Source organism: Kluyvera sp. 142486, assembly GCF_046569695.1.
Lineage (GTDB): Bacteria > Pseudomonadota > Gammaproteobacteria > Enterobacterales > Enterobacteriaceae > Kluyvera.
Genome location: NZ_JBKHUI010000016.1, coordinates 1 through 20,905 on the forward strand (window position 1 = coordinate 1; position 20,905 = coordinate 20,905).

The window sequence follows — 20,905 nt, forward strand, 5'->3', positions numbered from 1 at the left end:
TCCCTGAATAACCTGACGCCAGAAGAGTACCGGCTGATGGCTGAAAAACCGGAAATCTCAAAAAGTGCGTGGAACTAAAACAGGTGTGCTTACACTGCCCCCAACCGAACTCCCCCGCTTCCTTACAGTGTTAAACAACGCCTCAGTCCGTATGGAGACACGATTGCTGATTGAATGGCAGTTACTAACTTGGGTTCGTCCTGGTGAGGCTGTTCGCACTAGATGGGCCGATATAGATACTGACAACTCAATGTGGAACATCCCGGCGGAGTTCATGAAAATGAAGAAGCCTCATAAAGTTCCACTAAGTAAAGAAGCTTTGCGAGTCTTGGATTCAATGAAAGCCATCAGCGGGCGTAGAGAGTGGGTTTTCCCCAGTATCAAAGCTCCACTCAATCACATGCATGAACAAACAGCCAATGCGGCCATAATCCGTATGGGCTTCGGAGGTGAGCTTGTAGCTCACGGTATGCGATCCATTGCTAGAACGGCTGCAGAGGAGTCTGGCAAGTTTAGAACTGATGTCTTAGAAGCCGCCCTTGCCCACTCGAAGAAAGATGAAATAATTGCAGCCTACAATCGTGCAGAGTATCTCACTGAACGGGTGGTTCTCATGCAATGGTGGAGTGACTATGTTTCGTCTCAAAAATGCAAAGTTATTGCCGCATAACTCTCCCATGATGGGTTAACTATCTTGATTTAGTTAAAGAATTAATAATCACACCATTAACCTATGTGGACTAAGCATAGCCATTTACAAATGGGGACCATGAGTCCACATAACGAAAGCTGTCGGTCATATCAGCTAAATAATCACATCTCTTCTCGATTATCATACACCTCGAAGATTTACCAAATTCGCTCTAATCGATGATAAAAGAGTTGAATTTGGTTAAAAATTGATCAATTTTATCCTCTACACTGTATTGAATCATCCATGAGGTTTCGTGCATGGCTAGCGAAAATGATAAAAATCATAAAGTTAGAGTCGCACAGTACTTGAGGATGTCTACCGACCATCAGCAATATTCTTTACATAATCAGTCCGAATATATCAAAGATTATGCTGAAAAGAACAATATGGAAATCGCTTATACCTACGATGATGCAGGTAAGAGCGGAGTCAGTATCGTAGGCCGGCATTCTTTGCAGCAGTTACTTAGTGATGTAGAACAAAAGAAAATAGATATACAGGCTGTATTATTTTATGATGTGAGCCGTTTTGGTCGTTTTCAAAACAGTGATGAAGCTGCATATTATTCCTTTCTATTTGAGAGAAACGGTGTAGACCTTATATACTGTTCTGAACCTATACCCACTAAAGATTTCCCTTTAGAGTCTTCTGTAATACTGAATATAAAAAGATCTAGTGCTGCATATCACAGCAGGAATTTATCTGAAAAGGTATTTATAGGACAAGTAAATTTAATAAAGCTTGGTTATCATCAAGGCGGCATGGCTGGTTATGGGCTGAGACGTCTTTTAGTTGACGAAAATGGCATAGCCAAAGAAATATTGAGTTTCCGCAAAAGAAAGAGTATTCAAACAGATAGAGTAATATTAATTCCGGGACCAAAAAGTGAGATAAAAATTGTAAATAGAATCTATGATCTCTTTATAGATTATAACGTACCAGAATTCATTATTGCTGAGAGATTAAATGAACAGAATATACCTGCGGAAAATGGAACATTATGGACTCGTGCAAAAATACATCAAATCTTGACAAATGAAAAATATATTGGGAACAATATATATAACAAAACCTCATCTAAACTAAAAAGTAGACTTGTAAAAAACCCCAAACATGAATGGGTTAGATGTGACAAAGCATATAAACCCATTATTTCAAAGAAAAAATATAATAAAGCTCAAGATATAATTCAGCTCCGATCCATACATTTGACTAATGAAGAGCTTTTAGAAAAGCTAAAACAAAAATTGGAATCTAAGGGAAAACTATCAGGATTTATCATTGATGAAGATGATACAGGCCCTTCATCTTCTGTTTACAGAACCCGATTTGGTGGTCTTTTAAGAGCATATACTTTGATTGGTTATAAGCCAGAACATGATTACAGCTATCTCCAAATAAATGAAGCACTAAGATCATTTTACTCAGGTATAATTGAGGATTTTAAGGGGAGAATATTAAAAAGTAACTGCTATATAGACGAATATAAATATGCCCCAATGCTTTACATCAATGATGAGCTTTTAATTTCCGTCCTTATTACTAAATGCATACATATGAAATCAGGTAAACTTAGATGGAAGGTCCGGTTTGATAACTCACAAAAAGCAGACATAACAATTGTTATACGAATGGATTCACAAAATATTTCGCCTCTTGATTTTTATATCATACCAAAGATAGAAAACGAATATAGTAAAATGTGCATGACGGAAACAAACAACATTCGATTAGATCTCTATAGATTTGATAATCTGGATAAACTTCTACAAATTATTACTCGCATGAAAGTGAGGGAACTATATGCTGCCTGAAACAAATGAATTCCCAATAATTCAAATTGAGATTGCAAAAATAAAATTCCTTAACCCACGGACTAGAAATAAGGTAGTTCATGAAGAAATTAAGGAAAGCATAAAAAAAAGAGGATTAAGCAAGCCTATAAGCGTAAGAGCGATTGATGAAGACGATTTCAAATATGCTTTAATTTGTGGTCAAGGGAGAATAGAGGCTCTCGTTGCATTAGGTGAAACCATTATTCCAGCAATTATAAGAGATGTATCAGAAGAAGATGCTTACGTTATGAGTTTGGTTGAAAACATTGCAAGGAGGAGACCACGTTCCAATGAGTTATTACAGGTAATAAAAGATATGAAACACAGAGGACTTTCAGACTCCGAAATAAGTGAGATTACTGGGTATTCATCGAACTGGGTGAGCAGTATAAATATGCTTCTTGATAAGGGAGAGCATAAACTTCTCTCTGCAGTCGAACGGGGGAATTTGCCTCTGTATCTCGCAGTGCAATTTGCAAGATGTGAAACTGAAGAAGCACAAGATATTCTTACCGAAGCATATGATAAAAAATTAATAAAAAGCCGAGACATTATAAAGATAAAACACATTCTAAATCAGAGAACAATTGGGAATAAAGGTGCAAAAGCAGCCGGGTTTTATTATCACAAACCATCAAAAAGAATGACTGCTGAGGAGTTAATTGAGCTTTATGAAAATAGTATCGCTGAACATAAATCTGTTTATAACAACTCTAAATTTATAAAAACTAATTTGCTGATTGTAAATGAGATATTTAACATCATAATGATGAATAAAAGCTTTCAAAATATACTTGAACAAGAGAATCTTTCAGAACTGCCATCTCAGATCCTAAATCCAATAAACAAAGAGGCATCAAAATGATTCAGATACGTTTTGGCGACAACTTTATTTATTTAGAAACAAACAAGTTAGTTCCCTCTAAGGAATTGTTAGAAAATGTAAAGCTAAGTCATAAATATCATCAAATAGTTACCTCTATTGAAAGCTTAGGTATTATTGAACCAATAATAGTGTTCTATGACAAAGATAAAGATGCCATTAAGATACTCGATGGCCATTTGAGGGTTGAGGCTTTAAAAGACTTAGGCATAGAAAAAGCTCCATGTATACTTTCGAGCATAGATGATGCGTTCACTCCTAACAAACAAGTCAATCATATAAATGTAGTTGAAGAACATAGAATGATAATCAAGTCCTTAGCAAAAGTTTCAATTGAAAAACTTAGTGCTGCTTTGGGAATATCTATTGATGCTATAAAAGATAAAGCTAATGTGATGAACGGTATAGATCCAAGTGTAATTGCGAAACTTTCTGATAAACCTATACCTAAGGCTACATTTGATGTTTTGAGGAAAATGAAGCCAATTCGTCAAATTGAAGCTGTCGGTACAATGATTAATTTTGATAATTATAGTAAAAAATTTGCAATGAGCATCTTGGATGCTACACCGGCATCGATGATAGTAAATAAAGGGAAAAACACTTCCTATAAAAAGGACATAAAAAAAACCATACTTCGTCTGGAACAGGAAATGGCAACAACTTCGGAAGAAACAAAAAAGCTTCAAACCGAGTATGGTTCAGATATGTTGAAATTCGTGATAATCCAGTCATATATTAATAAATTACTTGGTAACTCTAAAGTTCTTCATTGGTTCTTGGAAAACGAAGTTGATTATCTTAATGAGTTAAAAAGAATTTCGAAAATAAATTCTTTAGATGATAAGACTCTTGCTGAAAACAGCCAGTCATAGGTATGGTTTTATATATCCGAAATAAACCAAGAAGTATACTTACACAACCATAATGGCTTCTCTTAGATATTAGCATAAGTAGGCAGTATAAGCCGTAATCATTCAAACAATTTAAGGAGGTGAACTTATGGTTAACAGAATGAGATCTATTGCGAGAACGGCGACAGACGAATCTGGTAAGTCCAGGACTGGTGTCTTAGAAGCGGCCCTTGCCCACTCAAAGAAAGATGAAATAATTGCAGCTTACAATCGCCCGGAATATCTGGCAGAACGAGTGATTCTCATGCAGTGGTGGAGTGATTATGTGCAAGCTCAAAGGCTAAAAGCTATTGCAGCCTAATTACGCAAAAATAATAGCAAAGGCCGGACTCGAACATCGCAACAATCCTTTTGATCTTTAGTAATTAATGCGACCCACATTGTCGATGATACTATCAGTCCCGACTGGTGATAATCGAACAAAGAGTATATTAATTTTGTTTACTTACACTAACTTCGACTTTATCTATATCATAAATACTTACATTTCCTCCAGTCGCATTTAACGGCTCAAAAAGAGCTAGATTGATTCCTTCACTTACAGAACTACTATAAAGTACTCCATGAAAGCCAGTTTTCTTAATAAATTCGCATATATATTGGCTTGGAATATAATCAAGGGCTGCACTTTTAGGTAATACAGGTCTTGTTAGTTCATAACCAAGTCGTTCAAGAAAAGGTATATCTGCAAGCATTTTACCCATTTCACCTGGATCAGTTAATAAAAATGGTGAAACGGTTTCGCGAGGGTTTCTTAGGTCTATTAGAGTCAGGTTATCTTTTAGCGTAAACTCTGCGACACAAGCTCTGTCACCTGTATGAGGTCGAATTTCAGACAAAGCTGTATCTGGTTTAGATCCAAGATATAAATAAGGTATACCAGTAGGATTTGCTCTCCCATGACTAACTAATCTCTTGGGGGGAGCCCCCATTTTGTCTATCGTAAAAGCAGCATCATCTGCATAAATACGGGCTCGATACCATGTTTTAGAAAAATCATCTAAAGCAAGGAAACTTAATAACTCGCCAAGCCTATCTGTATCAAGTGATTTATTGAGAAAATATCTATTTTCATACATGAGTTCCTGACAAAGATGATCCCATAATGCGAGAGATTCACTCTTATAATCATCAGAAAGTACGAAGGTTTTTCTAACAATATTTCCATCATCAAGTATATCACCTAATAACTCTTTGGCATGAGCCTCATCTAAAAGAGGATGTGAAAATAGCTTCCAATCCTCTTTCAAATGTGCAACTAGACTCTTACCATCCTGATGATTTTCGTAGATGTTTATCAATGAACTAAAGTGATCAAATAAAGCATGAGGCTCAATAATCTCAATACCTTTGGTACCACAATACGAACAATCGCCAAAATCTGGGGAAAGTGAAGGTATGATATTTTTCTTTAAACCATTATCCCCAAAACAGCTCGCACAGCAGTACTTGATCATATTATTTACCATCCATGAAATCGGCTAGGGTTTCTATATGGTGAATCATAGACAATTTTTTAACTGTGCCCAAACCAGGGAAGTGGCTTGGATTATATAATCGTCTAAATTCTTTGATAGCCGACGTTTCAAGCAACATGGATTTGCCTGTATTTAAAGCAGCCATTAATTTATCAAGGGACTGTGCGAACTTACCTGCTGGGTCTGTCGGTGTATCACGTGTTGTCGAAACAAAATGATAGATGTACATTTCATCTTCATGCTTCGTATTAATGTAAGTTAGATGAATAGCAACAGCATACGCAGGGCCACCGGACTCACTAAATTCATCACCAACAATTAAGAAATCACCAAAACCATTCATACCCTCTTCTTCATAGTTAAGATGAAGATCTGAAAAGAACTCAGAATCGGGATGATCAGCATTTCGTCTTTTTTCAAAGCCATCTTTAATTAAAACTCTTACTGAACCCGCAAAATGTTTTCGATAAGCTTTAGAACAATAGTTTGAAATAAATACATGTTTGTATCCATCCCCAAATCTTTCATGTAAAGCTTTTGGCTCATCAAACCCAGCATGGATAAAGGTGACTTCATGAACGAGATCTGAATGAAGGAGATTATCAACCTTAGCAATAGTCATACTCTTATCAAGAAGTATTCCTACAGAAATATTTTTATAATTACTAAATTCATTTTTTAATAATTGAGCTATACTTTGTCCATCCGAAGAGTGATCACCACATGCCGGATTAATGATGACAATAGCCTTACCATTATTTTCTTTTATTGTTTTCAGTGTTCGCTCAAGACCATTGAGAGCCTCTCTCACAGGCTCTATAATTGGAGTAAAACCTGCCTCAGCCATTACATTAGCAGTGTCTCTAATAGCTAACAGTTCAAATTGTTTCCCACGAAAATAAGGGTAATACATAGTTTGTTACTCCCATAACAATGCCTCATCAAGAGGAAGCTGCATAGTATTGATTAATCGCTCATGATCCTTAGAGCGAAGCTGAATAGAAAGTGCCGCTGGTTGTAAAGACTTTGGTAAGTTAAGAATCAACTCTCTTAAAGAAAGTAAACTTCTGCTTTCCTTTAAAGTTTTTAGCATTAAATTATATACAGGAACAGGAGGTAGGCCACTAAATTCTTCTTTTAAGAAACCATGCATTTGGGTATTCGGTAAGTCGGGGATTTTTATACCTAACTCGGAAGCAATAATTTTCGCTTCATTAATTCTTAATGACTCAAAGATTGTTACAGGGCATAAAAAGTCTAAGACTTCTTCAGCTTCTCTTATAGTAGAAATTCGATTCCATCGGGTTAAACTCAATACCCCAATGGTAGATTCAGTTGTTTTCAGCACATCATCTATATGTTCTGAACCTGCTATTACATAGATTTTCCCAAATGCTTTACGGTAGTTTGTTATTTGGTTATGTAGACGGCTTAAGGAATCCCTTTCGGATTTTATTTCGTAAACCGTTCCAGTTCCGTTCAGAATGATGAGATCAGCTTTGCAAGAGCCGATTCTGAATTCATTAAGCATACAGGCTGTTCTTAATGAATGTTTCCCAAGCAAAAGATTGTGTGTAAGTGCAGAACGATAAACATACTCATTTCGCAAACCTGTTTGTCTGAGTAAGGCAAATGCCTCATTGAAGGCTTCACCAACGGTAATCCCAAGTGTATCTGCATGGTCGAAAAGCTCGGTCTCTCGGAGAGAGCGAGCAAACATAGGAGACTGTCCTTTTTTCGCTATCTCACTAAAGACGGAAGCGGAAAAAAGTCTACTTAAAGCAGTCAATTGAAAAGAGTTAAGATCGTTACTTCTCATCATGGTGAATCACATAGTCCATCGTTCAGGATCTTGTTGGTTACTGTCAAAATCCTTAGCAAAACCCACATAAAAGTCGTTCATCAGTGTAGGAAAGCTATAAAAAAATCTCCACCTTAGGTTACCAAACAAGCAGTGTCCTGCATAGAAAAGTCGATAGCCTAACTGTATGCACCAATTCTAGTAGTCTGCAATAATTTTGTTTGTGAGATCTAACACAATCTATTGATCACAAACGATAAAAAACACTGAAAGAGGCGATTTTATGACTGCATACGATTATGACTGCATACTATAATGTTTACTTTAACATGAGGTAAAACACGAATTTTGGTGGCAGACATAGTATATTTTATCAAAAGTAGTTATACTTTTAATGGATAATAATTAATTTTATATGCGTTAAAGTTATATAAATCTCAACTACTGGATACTATCTTCCCCTTGGTCAACATGAAGGTTTGTCATATCATTGTAAAAAAAAATGACCTCAATGAACTATTGTGGTATATAAAAAAATAATCATTATTGAGGATAGAATTATGTATTCATTAGTTATAGCTGAAATCTTCATTTATAAAGATTCAACGATTTCTGATACAACAGCATATGAAAATATTTATATTACTTTTAACCCTGATAGTGGTACTAATTTTCAGTCACACGCTTCTATCAGTGATGCTCAAAAATATATTGTTGGTGAAAAGGCGAAAGAAACCCAAAAAAAACAAACTGAAAAAAGTGATGTTTTAAAATTTAAGTATGACATATTTGTTAAAGACACAATCAGTCTAAACGAAAATACATCAATTTTTTTAGCAGAATACGATAAAAATCATAATACGCATTCTCTTTCTAAAACATTATTTACCATTGCAGAAAAACACTTTTTAAATAATGAATTTAAAAATAATGGTAGCAATACCTTAGCGAAGAAGCGTAAGCCATAAAACATTATTGATATATATGCATGATATATTTTATATCATTACTTATAAAGCAGTCGAATACAATCCAGACATTTAAAATGTCTTTGATTTGTTTGTCAGGATAATATATATGACTGCTTATGTCACCATTAGGGTATTCAACCTGTGCTTCATAGAAGCTAATTAGAATCCCTTTTTCTGTTATTATCCTCTTTTTTTCAATACTGTTTATTCTTCCCGGCTGAGAAAAAAAACCTTCATATATATTTGTCATATTATTCATAATCACTCCTTATTAAAATTAATAATTAAATATTATATAAATTCAGACTTGTCAATAGAGCAATACTGTTTAAATAAGCAAGAGCTAACTCAGCGAAGCTGAGTAGTCTTGCTTTACTTGCTCTTCGATTAGTAAAGGAAAGCAAAATATCAAATTCTTATTGGTCGCTTCGAATTCGTCAACATTAACTCATTTGTTATTATTGAATTGAAGTAGCCCTGATCAAGGAAATATAATAGTTGCTTCACTTCTCTTTTAGAGTTTGGCATAGTGATTTTATTATCACCATTCACATTAGTTATACCTAATTGATATCCAATCTTCTGGGCACACTCAATTAGATTTTCAATAGGCTGATCGTTGAGTATTCCAGAACTTATTATCAAAGATACTTTCTTTTTAATTGCAGAATCTGCAAACATCATAAAATCTTCAGCATTTTCCACATGAAATATATCATTACCGATAAAGTTATCTAAATCCTCTCTAGTAGCTTCATTAAAATACTCTTCCATGTTAAAAAATCGCCGGAGCATAAAGAAACTCTTGAACAATAATTTATCACCCACAAGAATAGCAGTTAATCGATCACTAAGCGAAAAACCAGGACGAGTGGACACTGAGAATCTATTTCCAGGCTGAGTTACTACTTGGAAAAAGGATTTTTCATTATTAATTATTTGTCGTCTATCGAAACATTGAAGCCAAACTTGAGTAGGATTACCATTCGAAGCTGGCTCACCCGTAAATAACGCTTTGAAATAATGAACTGACACATCATCGGGGTCCCAAACTGGAACAGCATCAGGCCGTTCGATTGCATTAATAATGCCTATTTCGTCATCAAATGGATTGATGGAAAATATCTCACCATCCTGAACATTATAAGATGCACAAAACTCTATTTCTTCGATATCTTCATTTATAAACTCACTCCTCTGAGTTCTAAATAGATTTTCTACTACCGTTTGTGCGGGAGCATCTATGTCAATCTTAATTATTCTAGTCGGTATTTCGCTGTCTGTAATCGCAAAAAGTTCCATATAATATCCTTATACAATCATATAGGTATGTTCAGTAAGCTTCTTTACCCTCAAACCGTTGATCTTCGCATTGGTAAGAGGTTTTGTTGACAAAAGAACAAAACTCACCCCAGTGTCATCTTCGGCTTCATAAAACTTGAATCCAAATATGATAGACAAAATTGGATTGAAACTATACGAAGACGAGTGCTTTATGTAGAAGAAAAGACTTAAATAAAAAAACAGGGCTAATCGCCAATCCATAAAAGTGGTCGGCCCAGATATAAGTGGAAATAAGTAAGTCAAGAAATAGTTGGTTATTTCCTTATCTGCCGGAGATGCCGATTCTAAGTTTTTCAATGTGACCGGATTATATTTTTGTGCTTGCTTGATTATAAAGACACAAAAAACCACACTTACGACAGCCAAAAGAATTGAGGAAACAAGAATCTTATAATTATCATTAATATAAGCTAAGAATGCCAATGTCAGGCAAACTGGGGCAACCGAACTAGCAGTCAAAGCATAGCGAGCAAATCCATTAAGCATACACCACCCACCATAACTGTATAAAAAACCAGTATACATGAAGTCCGTGGTCATAGCGATCAGCTTTAGTGCTAAATTTCATCGAACTCAATACATATTATAAAGTTCAGATTGACAAACACAATTCATTTGGTAGATGTATTTTATCATCATAATCAATAAGTTAATCAGATTCACCATTTTTTTGCATAAGGAAATGCTATGGAAAAATCTAAACATGACGATCAGCATCGTGATCGATTTAGGAAAGATAAAAATCTAAGGTTGTTACGCCATTATTGTATCAGTGTGCGTTTGAATCAGGCAGAGCTAGAGCTTTTAAACAACAGAAGGGGCAAGCATAAAAAAGGGGAGTGGTTAAGATTAACCTTTTTAAATCACACTCCAACCGACATCCCGTTAGTAAATGTTGAAGCTTGGAAAATGTTGTCAGACATATCGCAAAAGCTAAATCGAATTGCGATCCATATCGATGGTAAGAGCAAAGACAGCAAGCTTACGAATACAGAATTGTTTGCAGTCAGAAGACAAATTGTACAGCTTCGCCAGCACCTGCTAAATGCTGACATATGGAGCAAACCCGATGAAGGGTATGCAGAAGATCAAAAGGGGTAAGAGCTTCGCTGGTGTCGTTCAATATGCATTGAAACCGGGAGCACATCATAAAAGTGATCCCATCATCATTGGCGGGAACATGTTAGGTGATTCAGCCCTTGAACTGATCGCTGAATTCGATAACACCAAGCATCTTCGCCAGGATGTCGCAAAATCAGTTTGGCACAACTCGCTTCGCTTACCCAACGGTGAATCACTAACGAATGAACAGTGGTCTAGTATCGCAGATGACTATATGAAACGAATGGGATTCAGTGATACCCATCTCCGTTGCTATGTCTTACATGACGACGAAGGCCAGCATATACACATTATCGCCAGCAGAATCGACATAGCCAGTGGGAAGCTGTACTTGGGTAGGAATGAAAATCTCATCAGCACCCGGATTATTAGTGAACTCGAAATCGATCATAACCTGACAGTTACCAAGACTGCTCCTGCGATTGCACCAAAGCAACCGAAGCGGAAAAAAATCTCTCGCAACGAACAGATGCTATCGGCTCGGACTGGTGTTCCCTGCCCCAAGAAGTCCCTTCAACAGATCATAGATAAAAGTTTGGCAGATACACCTGACCTTTTAACTTTTATCAAGAGGCTGGAAGAAGCTGAGGTATCTTGGACGGCGAATGTAGCCAGCACAGGCAAAATGAACGGCTTCTCTTTCTCTTACCGCGATATAGCCTTCAAAGCTTCGCAATTGGGTAAGAGCTACAGTTGGGCAAATCTGAGTAACCGTCTTAACTATATCCCCGACCACTTAGAAGCACTGCGAACCGACATACCGGCAATAGAATCCCCTCCTGCTCCTGCTCCTGCTCCTGCTCCTGCTCCTGCTCCTGCTCCTGCTCCTGCTCCTGCTCCTGCTCCTGCTCCTGCTCCTGCTCCTGCTCCTGCAAAAGATGTTGCAACAGCGGATATTCCAAGGGAAAGCATAAGTGAAAAAATTGCCGAACTGGAATTACGGCTCAGAGAAGACAAACGGAACGAAATTGTAGAAAAGATTCTTCAAAAGAATGCAGTACAACAGCTAAAGCATCTCAGGCTTAGTAGCTGGCTTCCCTTTTTACAACGGCTCATAGAGCTTCTCCGAAGCTACGGTAAGAGCATTCTTCACAACAACCCGGCAAGATTCTCAAAAGTCTATGCAACTCAGCATCTCAGTCGGAAAAGAAAAATTCGTTTATAGACAGCTAGTTGCAAACACCTTTCGTAACCTAACTCAATTCCCCAGTAATAAATTTGTGTTTAGTCAAGAAAATATTGATCGTTATTACAGATCAATAATCTAGTTATGATAGACCATACCTATCAAGTAACAATCATTGATCGGTACAAGCAATTTTACTAAAGCGAGTCGGTCATCGAGAATCCCTACAAACACGCAGTAAATCTTCCACCCTGGGGTTGCTATGAAAAACGAAACAATAAAGTGCCCGTTCTGCTTTACACAAAGTCCTCACGGTGTGCGGATTTGTAAAGGCTGCCATGCAAAGATCGCTTACGGTGAAAGCCCGCTCAGTGTGGCATTCCTGTTTCAATTCGTTGCATTTGGTCTCGCGTGGTTAGCATTTTCGTGGACTGGCAGCACTCTTGTATCAGTCATTACGTTTTTCGTAAGCATCATTATTCTTATCTATAAAATTAAAAAAACGTATGCAGACAGAGTTGTTTTTATACGGTGAAATTAATTTCACACAACCGCAAACCTAAAATGAGAAAGTAAATGAACCGATTTATAAAGTCATCTTTTTTTATTATTGTCTTCCTGCTTTCTGGCTGTTCAACATCAGGGAACCAGAACCTTAAAAACGAAACACCTCAAAGCCTCCAATCAAAGATCATTAAAAACAAAACAACTAAGACGGAATTACTCACTAAATTAGGTGAGCCTGATACAAGAACCACACTCGATGACGGAAATGAGCAGTGGAGATACTTTATGTATAACAATCAGTTCAATGCAACAACTTTCATTCCAGTTGTAGGGCTGTTTACTGGCGGTTCGCAGACTCAGTCTAAAACTCTTGAAATAGATTTTAAAGGCGAAGTTGTCAACAAATGGACGTTCTCCACTGACAATAACAACACCAAAACGGGCGTTCTTAATTAATTATTTCTGGAAATAAAATGAAAATATACTCAATACTTACAGTTATCCTTACTACATGTCTTCTAACTGCATGTAACAGTGAACCATCGCAAGACGATATATACAATGCTTTCAAAAATGTTGTAGATAGATCAAATGCAAGTATGAAAGCTCTGAACTCAAGTATTCCCGAAAAAGATCTTTTAAGAATAGATTATGTTAAGAAACTAAGTTGCACAGAAGAAGCAAACAATGTTTACAACTGCATTGTCGATGCTTCTATCAGCCACATGAAACAAACAAAGCCTGTTAAGCTTGTGAAAGCTGATGGTGTCTGGAAAGAAGTTCAGTAGTAGCTATATAAAGAAGTCTTTTTGCCCCTGTTTAGGGGCTTTTTATTACCTATAATCTGAAGGTTCTTATGCGAACTGCTTCATGGGTTAGCTCGTTCTCGATAACCTTAACTTCATATTGTGCCCTGACAATAGCATAGATTTCCTCTGCTTTTTCTTGATTGTTATCTATGTAATTAACAAGCGAGTTTAGTTCCCTAATAACGCCTTCTTTGTTATTTAATCGTTGTAAAAGATTGCTTGTCAGACTTTTGTAAACTGAGCTAAACATAGCCATTATGTTATCAATATTACGATTGGATTTGGAATAAATCCTTTTAGGGTAGAAATATTTTAAATGATAGCCCACAAAAATTAAGTAAAGCTGGTATGAGAAACTTTTATCATGTGGCTGATATCGTTTTGATATATATTTATCAATTATAATGATAAGTTGCTCTTCCAGAGTAAACTCTGGATTGATGATTTTTTTGTCCATAAAATGCATCCTTGCATAATTGAAATAGTCTTCCTGACCATATGTTTATATTTATCGCATTTATTTAACTTGTCAATAGGTGCAAACTATCAATTGCTATTTTTTATTAAATGGTCTATTCAATTGTTCCATAGTGAGGCCATGTCTATAAGCATTATACTGCCAATAGCTAAACTGCTCTTTGTATCTATTGTTCTGTTTTTTCAACATTTCATTTTCAGCTTTAAGATTTATTATTTGTTGTGCCGCAATAGTTAAGTTAGCTGGTTTCTTAAGACCAGATTTTTTCAAATTGGATAAGTTTTTCTTTGTTCTATATGCTTCAACAACTTCATCATGAGCACTTAAAGATTGCCTTGTGATAGTTCTGTTTAGATTCTTATAAACTGATTCACATAAATCACTCCATGTGATTTTACCGTCCCAAGTCAGTATAATATTTGTAATTGTTTTTATTTCACTCCTGTTTAAATGTTTTGCCATATGTATCTCCTGTTTCAATTATTCAATAGTTTATTAATTCTTTCCAAATTTTTCTCATGGTGTTGCAGCCATTTGTCTGCACCATAATCACCATTTTCACAAGCGGTCTGCGTTATACTCTTCAGTTTTGTTACTTTTTCTCGGATAGATTCAAGCTTCATTCTATCAATTGATTCCATGTCCAGTGCCTCATTGTCGCATTCCAAAAAATGATTAATTTTATTACAAGGTTGAACCAAATAGTTATGCACACAGTAACCAAATTCTGTTAAGTGAATTGCCCCTTGATAAAGGTTATCGAAGTCAACTGGCGATTCAATTGAGGGAATTGACTCTCTCTTACAATAATTACTCTTGATCAATTTAATAGCTTTGATTTTATCTAACATATCTTCTTCCGACACATGGTTATAAACTTTGTTCTGATTAGCATTAATACGACCAGACCATTTAGCTATATCAAGTTCAGACATTTCACCATAGTGAGCTATTGTATTTAATAGATGCCGTGGTTGGTGTGAGCGAATAAGTAGTGGTTTACCCTCATCATCATAATACCCATATCGTGCAAATATATTTTTATACCCCACCTCAAAGCTTCTTTTACTTTGTATATCGCTAAAGAAGAAACTTTTAGTCGGTTTGTAAAATATGAAAATTGAAGCCATTCGTGATAAAGAAAATTGATCAGCATTGAGCAAGCATAAAGCATTACTAAATCTTATAGATTTCTCTTTATCGTACCATGGAAAGTCTCTGCTAAAACCTGAGCTAATCATTTCCCATAGGTCACTCAATGAATAGTTATAATCATTGGAGTTTAAGAAACTTTTCCCACCATCCAAACTCGTTCTTTTAATTTTTAGAACGCATGATTTACGATCATGTAGAGGGTAGCCAAGTGCATGACAAACCTGTACAACAGTCAACTTTAATTTTTCATCAACTTTTGGGCAAAGTTCATGTCGGTAAAATTTATCAGGGTAATTTTCGCACCATTGAGCTAATTCCCTTGCATTTTGTGATAAGGAAAGCAGTCTCCTAATCGCTTTCTTCGCAACTGGTATCATAACCTGTGGAATCCACTTGATATTAGGGCCATACCCCTTAACAGAATAGAATCTCAGACCATATCTTTCGACACCCTTATCATCTTTTTGTGTAATCTCACAATCAGCAGGTAAGGCTAAAATCTCAGAGATTCTGCTCGGACAACAAAGTAGAAGTGCAAATACTGAACTGGTGAACTTATCCCTTGGGCTCAGTAACTCATCATTTTTAGAAAAAATATCAGCAATAGCGAGTAATGCCTCTTCATCTGGTAACTTATCGCGTCGGTGATAATCCTCGATCTCAGGAAGGTAATTATTTTTGACTTTCTGTTTCACATGGTTTTTCCATGAGATATATCCTGACTTAACAAGATTATGTTCACATAGAAACTTTGATATTTTTTCAAGCTGTATTCCACATTTAGCCAAAACGTTACCTTCAAAATATTTACTTCCGATCTGCATTGCCTCATCGAAAACAACGGCTGTAACATTATAAATGAGACCACTGTTCAGAACTTGCAAAAGAGCCTGTTCGAGACATCTCAAGGCCATCATTGTAGCCCCATAATTTTTCAAGGGTTTCAATGAGTGTTGATATCTAATATATGCTTTCGCAAAATTGATATAATCTTCGTGCATTGCATCATTGGAATCAAAGACTTTATTTCCAACCCCTATTTTTCTAAATGTGACATATCCTTTCCAGGCATACTGGTTCCAATCCTGAGTTTGGGTTAGTCCGATCAGTTGATAACGACAAAACTTTATAAATTCATTATAGTTGCTTTCTGCCGTAAGTTGTTTTTTAGATTTAAATAAAATAATATTATTCATTTAACATTTACCTCATCAATATCAACCGGCATAAAGAAAGCACATTTATCACAAGGGAAATTTTTATTTAAGTTCCGACTTATGCATTTTTTTGAAGAGCAAAATTTAATATGATAATTCTCTTTCGAAGTGATTCCATTCATAAAAATATCAGCGACAAATGACAACTGTTCTGAAACTGCGGAATCAATTCTTTCAACACTGTCAGCATGATTTTTAATATAAATCCCCGCACTTGAAGTAGAGGAATGATCCAATAATTCAGCTATAGTATTAACATTATGCCCATCCTTAGCCAGCAAAGTTGCTATTGTATAACGAAGCCTACGAGGAGTAACATTTAGTATCGAACCGGTACGGTTGGATATTACCCCCCCATTATTAACAATACTTTTCAATGCTACATTAGCAATTGTAGGCTTCGCATATAATTTATTATATTCCAGAAGAATTGAACCTGTTATGGATAAATCTGAGAGTTTTTCCTCATTTAAAAAAATAGGAACTTCTCGTTTAGAATAATCATCAAGAGTTTTTCCAAGAGCTTGCTCAACAAGTTTCACTGATTGATTAGCTTGCAATTGAACAATTGATGCAACCTCTGATATTATTGCAAGTTCTCGATATCGTCGTTCTTTACCCCGTTGTTTAACTCGTGGCACTGTAATTACATATTCTACTTTTCCATTATCTAAGTTCTTTTGAAGAAGGTTTTTATATTTCAACATAACTAACTGCTGAGGTCTTCTACCTGTAAGGCTGATCAATAGTGATATTGCATAATGTGGCAGTGACAGTTCACCTTTTCTATATGAATGATTCATAGCCTTAATCAAAGAAGTATGTTCTTCTTTAGTTAATGGTCCCTCTGTTGGATCATCTTGAAGCACAGACTGACCAGATTTTTTTATTTTTAGGTCCAAATGCTTTAACAGTTCTACCGCACTTTCATCTATTCCAGGATATCCTAACTCAAACCATTTAATCAAAAATGGTCGTAAAACACGAAATGATGCTGGGGCTTTTGATAATTGCTTATTTTGATATTCAATTAGAACCTTATCATCAATATAAGTAGGAGAAAGTTTACTGATAAGATTCTCCATATTTCTAACAATATTTTTCACATACAAGTAGCTGTTGCTATTAAAATAATATTGTACTGTATATACAAATCCACAAACCAATTTTTCATTCATAACACATATCAATTCTCTAATTTTGATTCCATTGTTTTCAATCGAACTGACGATTTTATGTTCATGCAAAGACATTTTATCAGAGTTATATTTGATTAAATTATTCATCAAATCCTCCCTTGAATAATTGCTCTTGTTGTTCAAGTGCAGTTTTTTTCGATAGCTCAAAAATATGCCTGCGATTATAAATTATTGAAGTATCTGAACCGGGTCGCCATCCCATGAGATAAGAACGAATTTGCTGTTCTTTTTCATCGGATATTTCCTGATTCTTATCTATTGCTTTCGAAAACTCATAATTCCATGTATGCCTGAGTTTATGACCTGTTAATCCACTTAGATGTGACGAGGATTGACGAACAATACTAACTATCTTATGGTATGAGGAAAATGACAGAGGTTGCCCTTGAGTCTTCCCTTCCTTATAGGTAATAAACAAAAAATCATGCTTATTAGAGTTTTTAATTTTCCTGCGGTCATTCAAAATATAATCTGAAATTTCATATATAAGTTTTGTATCAGCAATTAATTTTCTTTCGCAAGTCTTCACTAATGGCTGATAAACTCGTGAATCTGTTTTATCATTTGCTCTCCTTCTTATTGCGATTGTTGATTCTGCAAAATCGATATCGCCAATACGCAGATTCAAAAGTTCACCTGCCCTCAAACCAAAGCAATGTAATAGAAGAAATATTAGATTGTTTCTTTTTTGCACTTTTTCCTTAAACGGGTTCAAGTTACCCCCTGGCGAAAGTATGCTAAACAAAGAATCCAGTTGTACTTTGTTTAAGCTCTTTTCGATTTCCATATTATATTTATCATTATTTCTTGGTCTCTTTCTTTTTATGTTGTTAATGAAAGCCATTACCTCCTTGATAGTATTTTCCTGGCCTGCATGTGAGAGAAGTATTTTGCACAACCATTCAAGATAGTTAGCTACTGTTGTAATGCGAAAATACTTAGTTGGTTTTTTGACATTTAAAATCCTAAAATTACCATCCCCTCCATCTCGGAAATTTAATGAAGTAAATTCAATCAAATCCTCAATTTCATGAGGAGCGAGAAACAGCTTCTTCTGGATTCTCTCATCAATATTGATATTTTTTCTCATAAAGAATCGATATAACAATGAAATGCTACCTGCAATAACCTTCATTGTTGATATAGACTCTGACCGATTCCTGACTTGTGTTGTTATATACAAGTTTGGATAATACAATGGTTCTCCAGTATCTTTATTTACGACATGACAATATCTCTCACCATTTTCAAACATAAAAGAATCCACACAAATACTGCACATACTTTCCTCCTAAACTTTACAAAAAGTATAATTCCAATATATTAATAATAAGCATTTCGTAGATTTACAAATTTATTTGGTTCGATTATGATTTTAATTTAAATTAAAACAGTGAGATAGACGATTATTCTTGTCAAATTATCATCTGGTAGATCTAGTTATTATTATGTACACCTAATACTTCGAAAACTATCTCACTGCCTTGCTAATAAACGACAACCAAAATAATGTAATTTATTCTGTAAAGTTTTAAGGTAAATTATGCAGTCAAACTTTACACTTTCATAAAAAGCTCTTAATCCATTAGATATAAAATTATCCGCTTCGCTAGGAGTTTCAATTCATCAGGACATTTAATTAGAGATAACCAGGTCTCGTAAACATATATCTGTTTGCAAGCATTAAGCTCAGAGATCGAGTCTAAAGGTTCTCTCAGATTTCCTACAAGGTACTGACTGAGCCAGTAAATGATTTCTTTATTAAACTCGTTATTAGGTAAGTCATAAATCACTTCTTGGTCAAAGATCTTGTAAAAAAGATCTCCGCATAAATTGCACATATGGTTTTCTTCGCTTACAAATTCTTCGATATTCATAAAACCGCTCCTATGTTCAATTAAGCAACATTATTTCGACTTGTTTCGATAACAGACTGAATCCAGGTATCAATCTCACTTTCAACGAAAGCTACTGCACGACTTCCAATTTTGACAGGAGCAGGAAACTTACCATCGTTGATCAGACGATATATCCAAGCTTTTCCGTAGCCAGTTCGTTCGAGAACTTCTGGTAATCGTATTAGGCGGGTTGCTTGATTTTTCATTTCGTTATCCCTTGTCGTTGCGGTGAAGTCACTATACGAGCAGTTGGGTAAAGAAAAGAGCGAAGCTCCTGAAGCGGAGGTTCTTCGTAGCTATGCAGGATGGTTTTCTCGAAGTTGGTGCCGTATAGAAAAGGGGAACTTGAGAGTAGCTGAAATTCCCCCGTTTTATAGCAAGTGTCAAAATGCCCGGTTTAAAGTAAAAATCGCAAAAAAAAAGCACCATTCACAATGATGCCTTTAGTTAATTTTCACAATTAAAACAAACAGTTATAAATGTAATTCTAATCCGATAGTTTCATTACATCAGAGACTTTCATTTGCTTCAAATGGCTATTTTTGTTCATGAAGTAATGGAATTGTCGGATAAAGTCAGTTGTGCAGGATTTAAGAGCCAAAGGCCTGTCGGTATCTTTGATTTGGCTAGACTGCCTCATTTCGCTTTCTTCGTCATCGTCTGTATATAGCAGTCTGGATAACCTGTCGTCAGAGACACGGATTTTTTTAACGGCTGCCCACACCAGGATATCCAGCATAGGTATCACACGATAACTGATGAGTTTCTTGATAGTTCCATACCCAAAGCGAACTGATTCTAAAGGATCTGGTTCGATACCTTTGATTTTACGCCACTGCGGTAATACAGCTTTAAGCGACTCTGCAATCTCTTCGTCTGTGCCACTTGCCAAATCAATCTCGAACATGACTGTTCGTGAAAACTGATCTGGCATAATATCTGAAAGTGATTCTTCCCGAAGATCTCTGTTTATTGAATAATTGTCATCACCATCCCAAACAAAACCTCCGCGTTGCATAGCAATGATGCTCGTTTCAGCAAGGCGATCAAGAGTTGTTAGAAAAAAATGGGGAGGCTGAAAAAGTTTGTTGGCAGGAGTCATGTATCCCAGTTGCCCTTCTTCAATTAAAAAAGGATTGCCACTGAAAATTTTTGAGAAGTAACCCATAAGAGTTCTGCTCTCAAACTCTTCCCGATACTCCTTAAAGAACAAGTTACGAGCCCATATCTCATGGTAAAACTGGAGCAATGAGAGGTCTTCAAATTTGTGATATGTATCAATCTTAAACCAACTCTTGATGTCTTTTGTGTGCTCTGGTGACCAGTTGTTCAAAATCCATTCTCCACCTATGCTGGTACTGCCCTACGGATAGAATTCAGTTTTGCTGAAAAACTACCGCATTCACTAATCGGTGAAAAGCAGATCCTGCTTGCGCAGTTCAGCTACCAGCAGGGAGTTGAACTGAAGAATTTG

23 protein-coding genes and 3 pseudogenes are annotated in these 20,905 nt (G+C 35.8%); 12 read left to right on the forward strand and 14 right to left on the reverse strand.

Going from position 1 to position 20,905, the window contains the following annotated elements; genetic code table 11:
- From ACLGE8_RS17005 to ACLGE8_RS17030, 6 genes and pseudogenes are all read left to right on the forward strand, one after another.
- Nucleotides 1-78 (forward strand): annotated as a pseudogene (locus tag ACLGE8_RS17005) (integrase); the annotation flags it as partial.
- 13 nt (nt 79-91) lie between these two features.
- A pseudogene (locus tag ACLGE8_RS17010) lies at nt 92-670 on the forward strand (tyrosine-type recombinase/integrase); the annotation flags it as partial.
- A gap of 281 nt (nt 671-951) precedes the next feature.
- Entirely contained in the window at nt 952-2,508 is a 1,557-nt protein-coding gene (locus ACLGE8_RS17015; protein ID WP_395281089.1) for a recombinase family protein, read from the forward strand.
- Entirely contained in the window at nt 2,498-3,394 is an 897-nt protein-coding gene (locus ACLGE8_RS17020) for a ParB/RepB/Spo0J family partition protein (RefSeq protein ID WP_096147309.1), read from the forward strand. The genes ACLGE8_RS17015 and ACLGE8_RS17020 overlap by 11 nt, the downstream gene beginning before the upstream one ends.
- Nucleotides 3,391-4,287 carry a ParB/RepB/Spo0J family partition protein gene (locus ACLGE8_RS17025; RefSeq protein ID WP_395281091.1) on the forward strand — a complete coding sequence of 299 codons (897 nt, stop codon included), beginning with the start codon at nt 3,391-3,393 and terminating at the stop codon, nt 4,285-4,287. The genes ACLGE8_RS17020 and ACLGE8_RS17025 overlap by 4 nt, the downstream gene beginning before the upstream one ends.
- A 115-nt stretch (nt 4,288-4,402) precedes the next feature.
- Nucleotides 4,403-4,627: pseudogene (locus tag ACLGE8_RS17030) on the forward strand (integrase); the annotation flags it as partial.
- A 130-nt stretch (nt 4,628-4,757) separates the two neighbouring features.
- Here the strand turns inward: ACLGE8_RS17030 and ACLGE8_RS17035 are convergent.
- The 3 genes from ACLGE8_RS17035 to ACLGE8_RS17045 are packed head-to-tail and all read right to left on the reverse strand — an operon-like array spanning nt 4,758 to nt 7,626.
- On the reverse strand, nt 4,758-5,783 hold the full coding sequence (locus ACLGE8_RS17035; RefSeq protein WP_041162818.1) for an RES domain-containing protein: 1,026 nt from the start codon (nt 5,781-5,783) through the stop codon (nt 4,758-4,760).
- Between the two features lies 1 nt (nt 5,784).
- Nucleotides 5,785-6,717, reverse strand: a complete 933-nt coding sequence (locus ACLGE8_RS17040) for a sce7725 family protein (RefSeq protein ID WP_395281094.1) — start codon at nt 6,715-6,717, stop codon at nt 5,785-5,787.
- A 6-nt stretch (nt 6,718-6,723) separates the two neighbouring features.
- The gene (locus tag ACLGE8_RS17045) at nt 6,724-7,626 is read right to left on the reverse strand and encodes a sce7726 family protein (RefSeq protein WP_395281096.1); all 903 of its coding nucleotides are present in this window, start codon (nt 7,624-7,626) and stop codon (nt 6,724-6,726) included.
- Nucleotides 7,627-8,165: 539 nt separating this feature from the next.
- Between ACLGE8_RS17045 and ACLGE8_RS17050 the strand changes: the two genes are divergently transcribed.
- A complete protein-coding gene (locus ACLGE8_RS17050; RefSeq protein WP_395281098.1) occupies nt 8,166-8,573 on the forward strand; it encodes a hypothetical protein in 408 nt (135 codons plus the stop codon).
- A 4-nt stretch (nt 8,574-8,577) separates the two neighbouring features.
- Here the strand turns inward: ACLGE8_RS17050 and ACLGE8_RS17055 are convergent, their stop codons facing one another.
- From ACLGE8_RS17055 to ACLGE8_RS17065, 3 genes are all read right to left on the reverse strand, one after another.
- A complete protein-coding gene (locus ACLGE8_RS17055) occupies nt 8,578-8,835 on the reverse strand; it encodes a hypothetical protein (protein WP_395281100.1) in 258 nt (85 codons plus the stop codon).
- 149 nt (nt 8,836-8,984) lie between these two features.
- Nucleotides 8,985-9,878, reverse strand: coding sequence for a Kiwa anti-phage protein KwaB-like domain-containing protein (locus ACLGE8_RS17060; protein ID WP_001676873.1), 894 nt, complete (start codon nt 9,876-9,878; stop codon nt 8,985-8,987).
- 9 nt (nt 9,879-9,887) lie between these two features.
- Nucleotides 9,888-10,460, reverse strand: a complete 573-nt coding sequence (locus tag ACLGE8_RS17065; RefSeq protein WP_411000041.1) for a hypothetical protein — start codon at nt 10,458-10,460, stop codon at nt 9,888-9,890.
- Between the two features lie 147 nt (nt 10,461-10,607).
- Here ACLGE8_RS17065 and ACLGE8_RS17070 point away from each other — a divergent pair, with 147 nt between their 5' ends.
- The 5 genes from ACLGE8_RS17070 to ACLGE8_RS17090 all read left to right on the forward strand — a co-directional run bounded on the left by ACLGE8_RS17070 (nt 10,608) and on the right by ACLGE8_RS17090 (nt 13,463).
- Nucleotides 10,608-11,021, forward strand: a complete 414-nt coding sequence (locus tag ACLGE8_RS17070; protein WP_395281106.1) for a hypothetical protein — start codon at nt 10,608-10,610, stop codon at nt 11,019-11,021.
- Complete coding sequence (locus ACLGE8_RS17075; protein WP_411000042.1) at nt 10,990-12,207, forward strand: relaxase/mobilization nuclease domain-containing protein; 1,218 nt, start codon at nt 10,990-10,992, stop codon at nt 12,205-12,207. The genes ACLGE8_RS17070 and ACLGE8_RS17075 overlap by 32 nt, the downstream gene beginning before the upstream one ends.
- Nucleotides 12,208-12,430: 223 nt before the next feature.
- The gene (locus ACLGE8_RS17080; protein ID WP_000787429.1) at nt 12,431-12,703 is read left to right on the forward strand and encodes a hypothetical protein; all 273 of its coding nucleotides are present in this window, start codon (nt 12,431-12,433) and stop codon (nt 12,701-12,703) included.
- A gap of 41 nt (nt 12,704-12,744) precedes the next feature.
- Nucleotides 12,745-13,131, forward strand: a complete 387-nt coding sequence (locus tag ACLGE8_RS17085) for a hypothetical protein (RefSeq protein ID WP_003845907.1) — start codon at nt 12,745-12,747, stop codon at nt 13,129-13,131.
- Between the two features lie 17 nt (nt 13,132-13,148).
- On the forward strand, nt 13,149-13,463 hold the full coding sequence (locus tag ACLGE8_RS17090) for a hypothetical protein (RefSeq protein WP_003845909.1): 315 nt from the start codon (nt 13,149-13,151) through the stop codon (nt 13,461-13,463).
- Nucleotides 13,464-13,512: 49 nt separating this feature from the next.
- Here the strand turns inward: ACLGE8_RS17090 and ACLGE8_RS17095 are convergent, their stop codons facing one another.
- The 8 genes from ACLGE8_RS17095 to ACLGE8_RS17130 all read right to left on the reverse strand — a co-directional run bounded on the left by ACLGE8_RS17095 (nt 13,513) and on the right by ACLGE8_RS17130 (nt 20,764).
- Entirely contained in the window at nt 13,513-13,941 is a 429-nt protein-coding gene (locus tag ACLGE8_RS17095; RefSeq protein WP_063923269.1) for a hypothetical protein, read from the reverse strand.
- 96 nt (nt 13,942-14,037) lie between these two features.
- Entirely contained in the window at nt 14,038-14,424 is a 387-nt protein-coding gene (locus ACLGE8_RS17100) for a hypothetical protein (RefSeq protein WP_063923268.1), read from the reverse strand.
- A gap of 14 nt (nt 14,425-14,438) precedes the next feature.
- Nucleotides 14,439-16,313 carry a DNA-binding protein gene (locus ACLGE8_RS17105; protein WP_395281112.1) on the reverse strand — a complete coding sequence of 625 codons (1,875 nt, stop codon included), beginning with the start codon at nt 16,311-16,313 and terminating at the stop codon, nt 14,439-14,441.
- Nucleotides 16,310-17,620, reverse strand: a complete 1,311-nt coding sequence (locus ACLGE8_RS17110; RefSeq protein WP_395281114.1) for a tyrosine-type recombinase/integrase — start codon at nt 17,618-17,620, stop codon at nt 16,310-16,312. Before ACLGE8_RS17110 ends, ACLGE8_RS17105 begins: the two co-directional genes overlap by 4 nt.
- On the reverse strand, nt 17,613-18,815 hold the full coding sequence (locus ACLGE8_RS17115) for a tyrosine-type recombinase/integrase (RefSeq protein WP_411000043.1): 1,203 nt from the start codon (nt 18,813-18,815) through the stop codon (nt 17,613-17,615). The genes ACLGE8_RS17110 and ACLGE8_RS17115 overlap by 8 nt, the downstream gene beginning before the upstream one ends.
- Before the next feature lie 295 nt (nt 18,816-19,110).
- A complete protein-coding gene (locus tag ACLGE8_RS17120; protein WP_001019190.1) occupies nt 19,111-19,410 on the reverse strand; it encodes a hypothetical protein in 300 nt (99 codons plus the stop codon).
- 20 nt (nt 19,411-19,430) lie between these two features.
- Nucleotides 19,431-19,637 (reverse strand): helix-turn-helix transcriptional regulator, encoded by a 207-nt coding sequence (locus tag ACLGE8_RS17125; protein ID WP_000795663.1) that lies wholly within the window; start codon nt 19,635-19,637, stop codon nt 19,431-19,433.
- A 281-nt stretch (nt 19,638-19,918) separates the two neighbouring features.
- Nucleotides 19,919-20,764, reverse strand: coding sequence for a DUF6387 family protein (locus tag ACLGE8_RS17130; protein ID WP_135697673.1), 846 nt, complete (start codon nt 20,762-20,764; stop codon nt 19,919-19,921).
- Between the last annotated feature and the right edge of the window lie 141 nt (nt 20,765-20,905).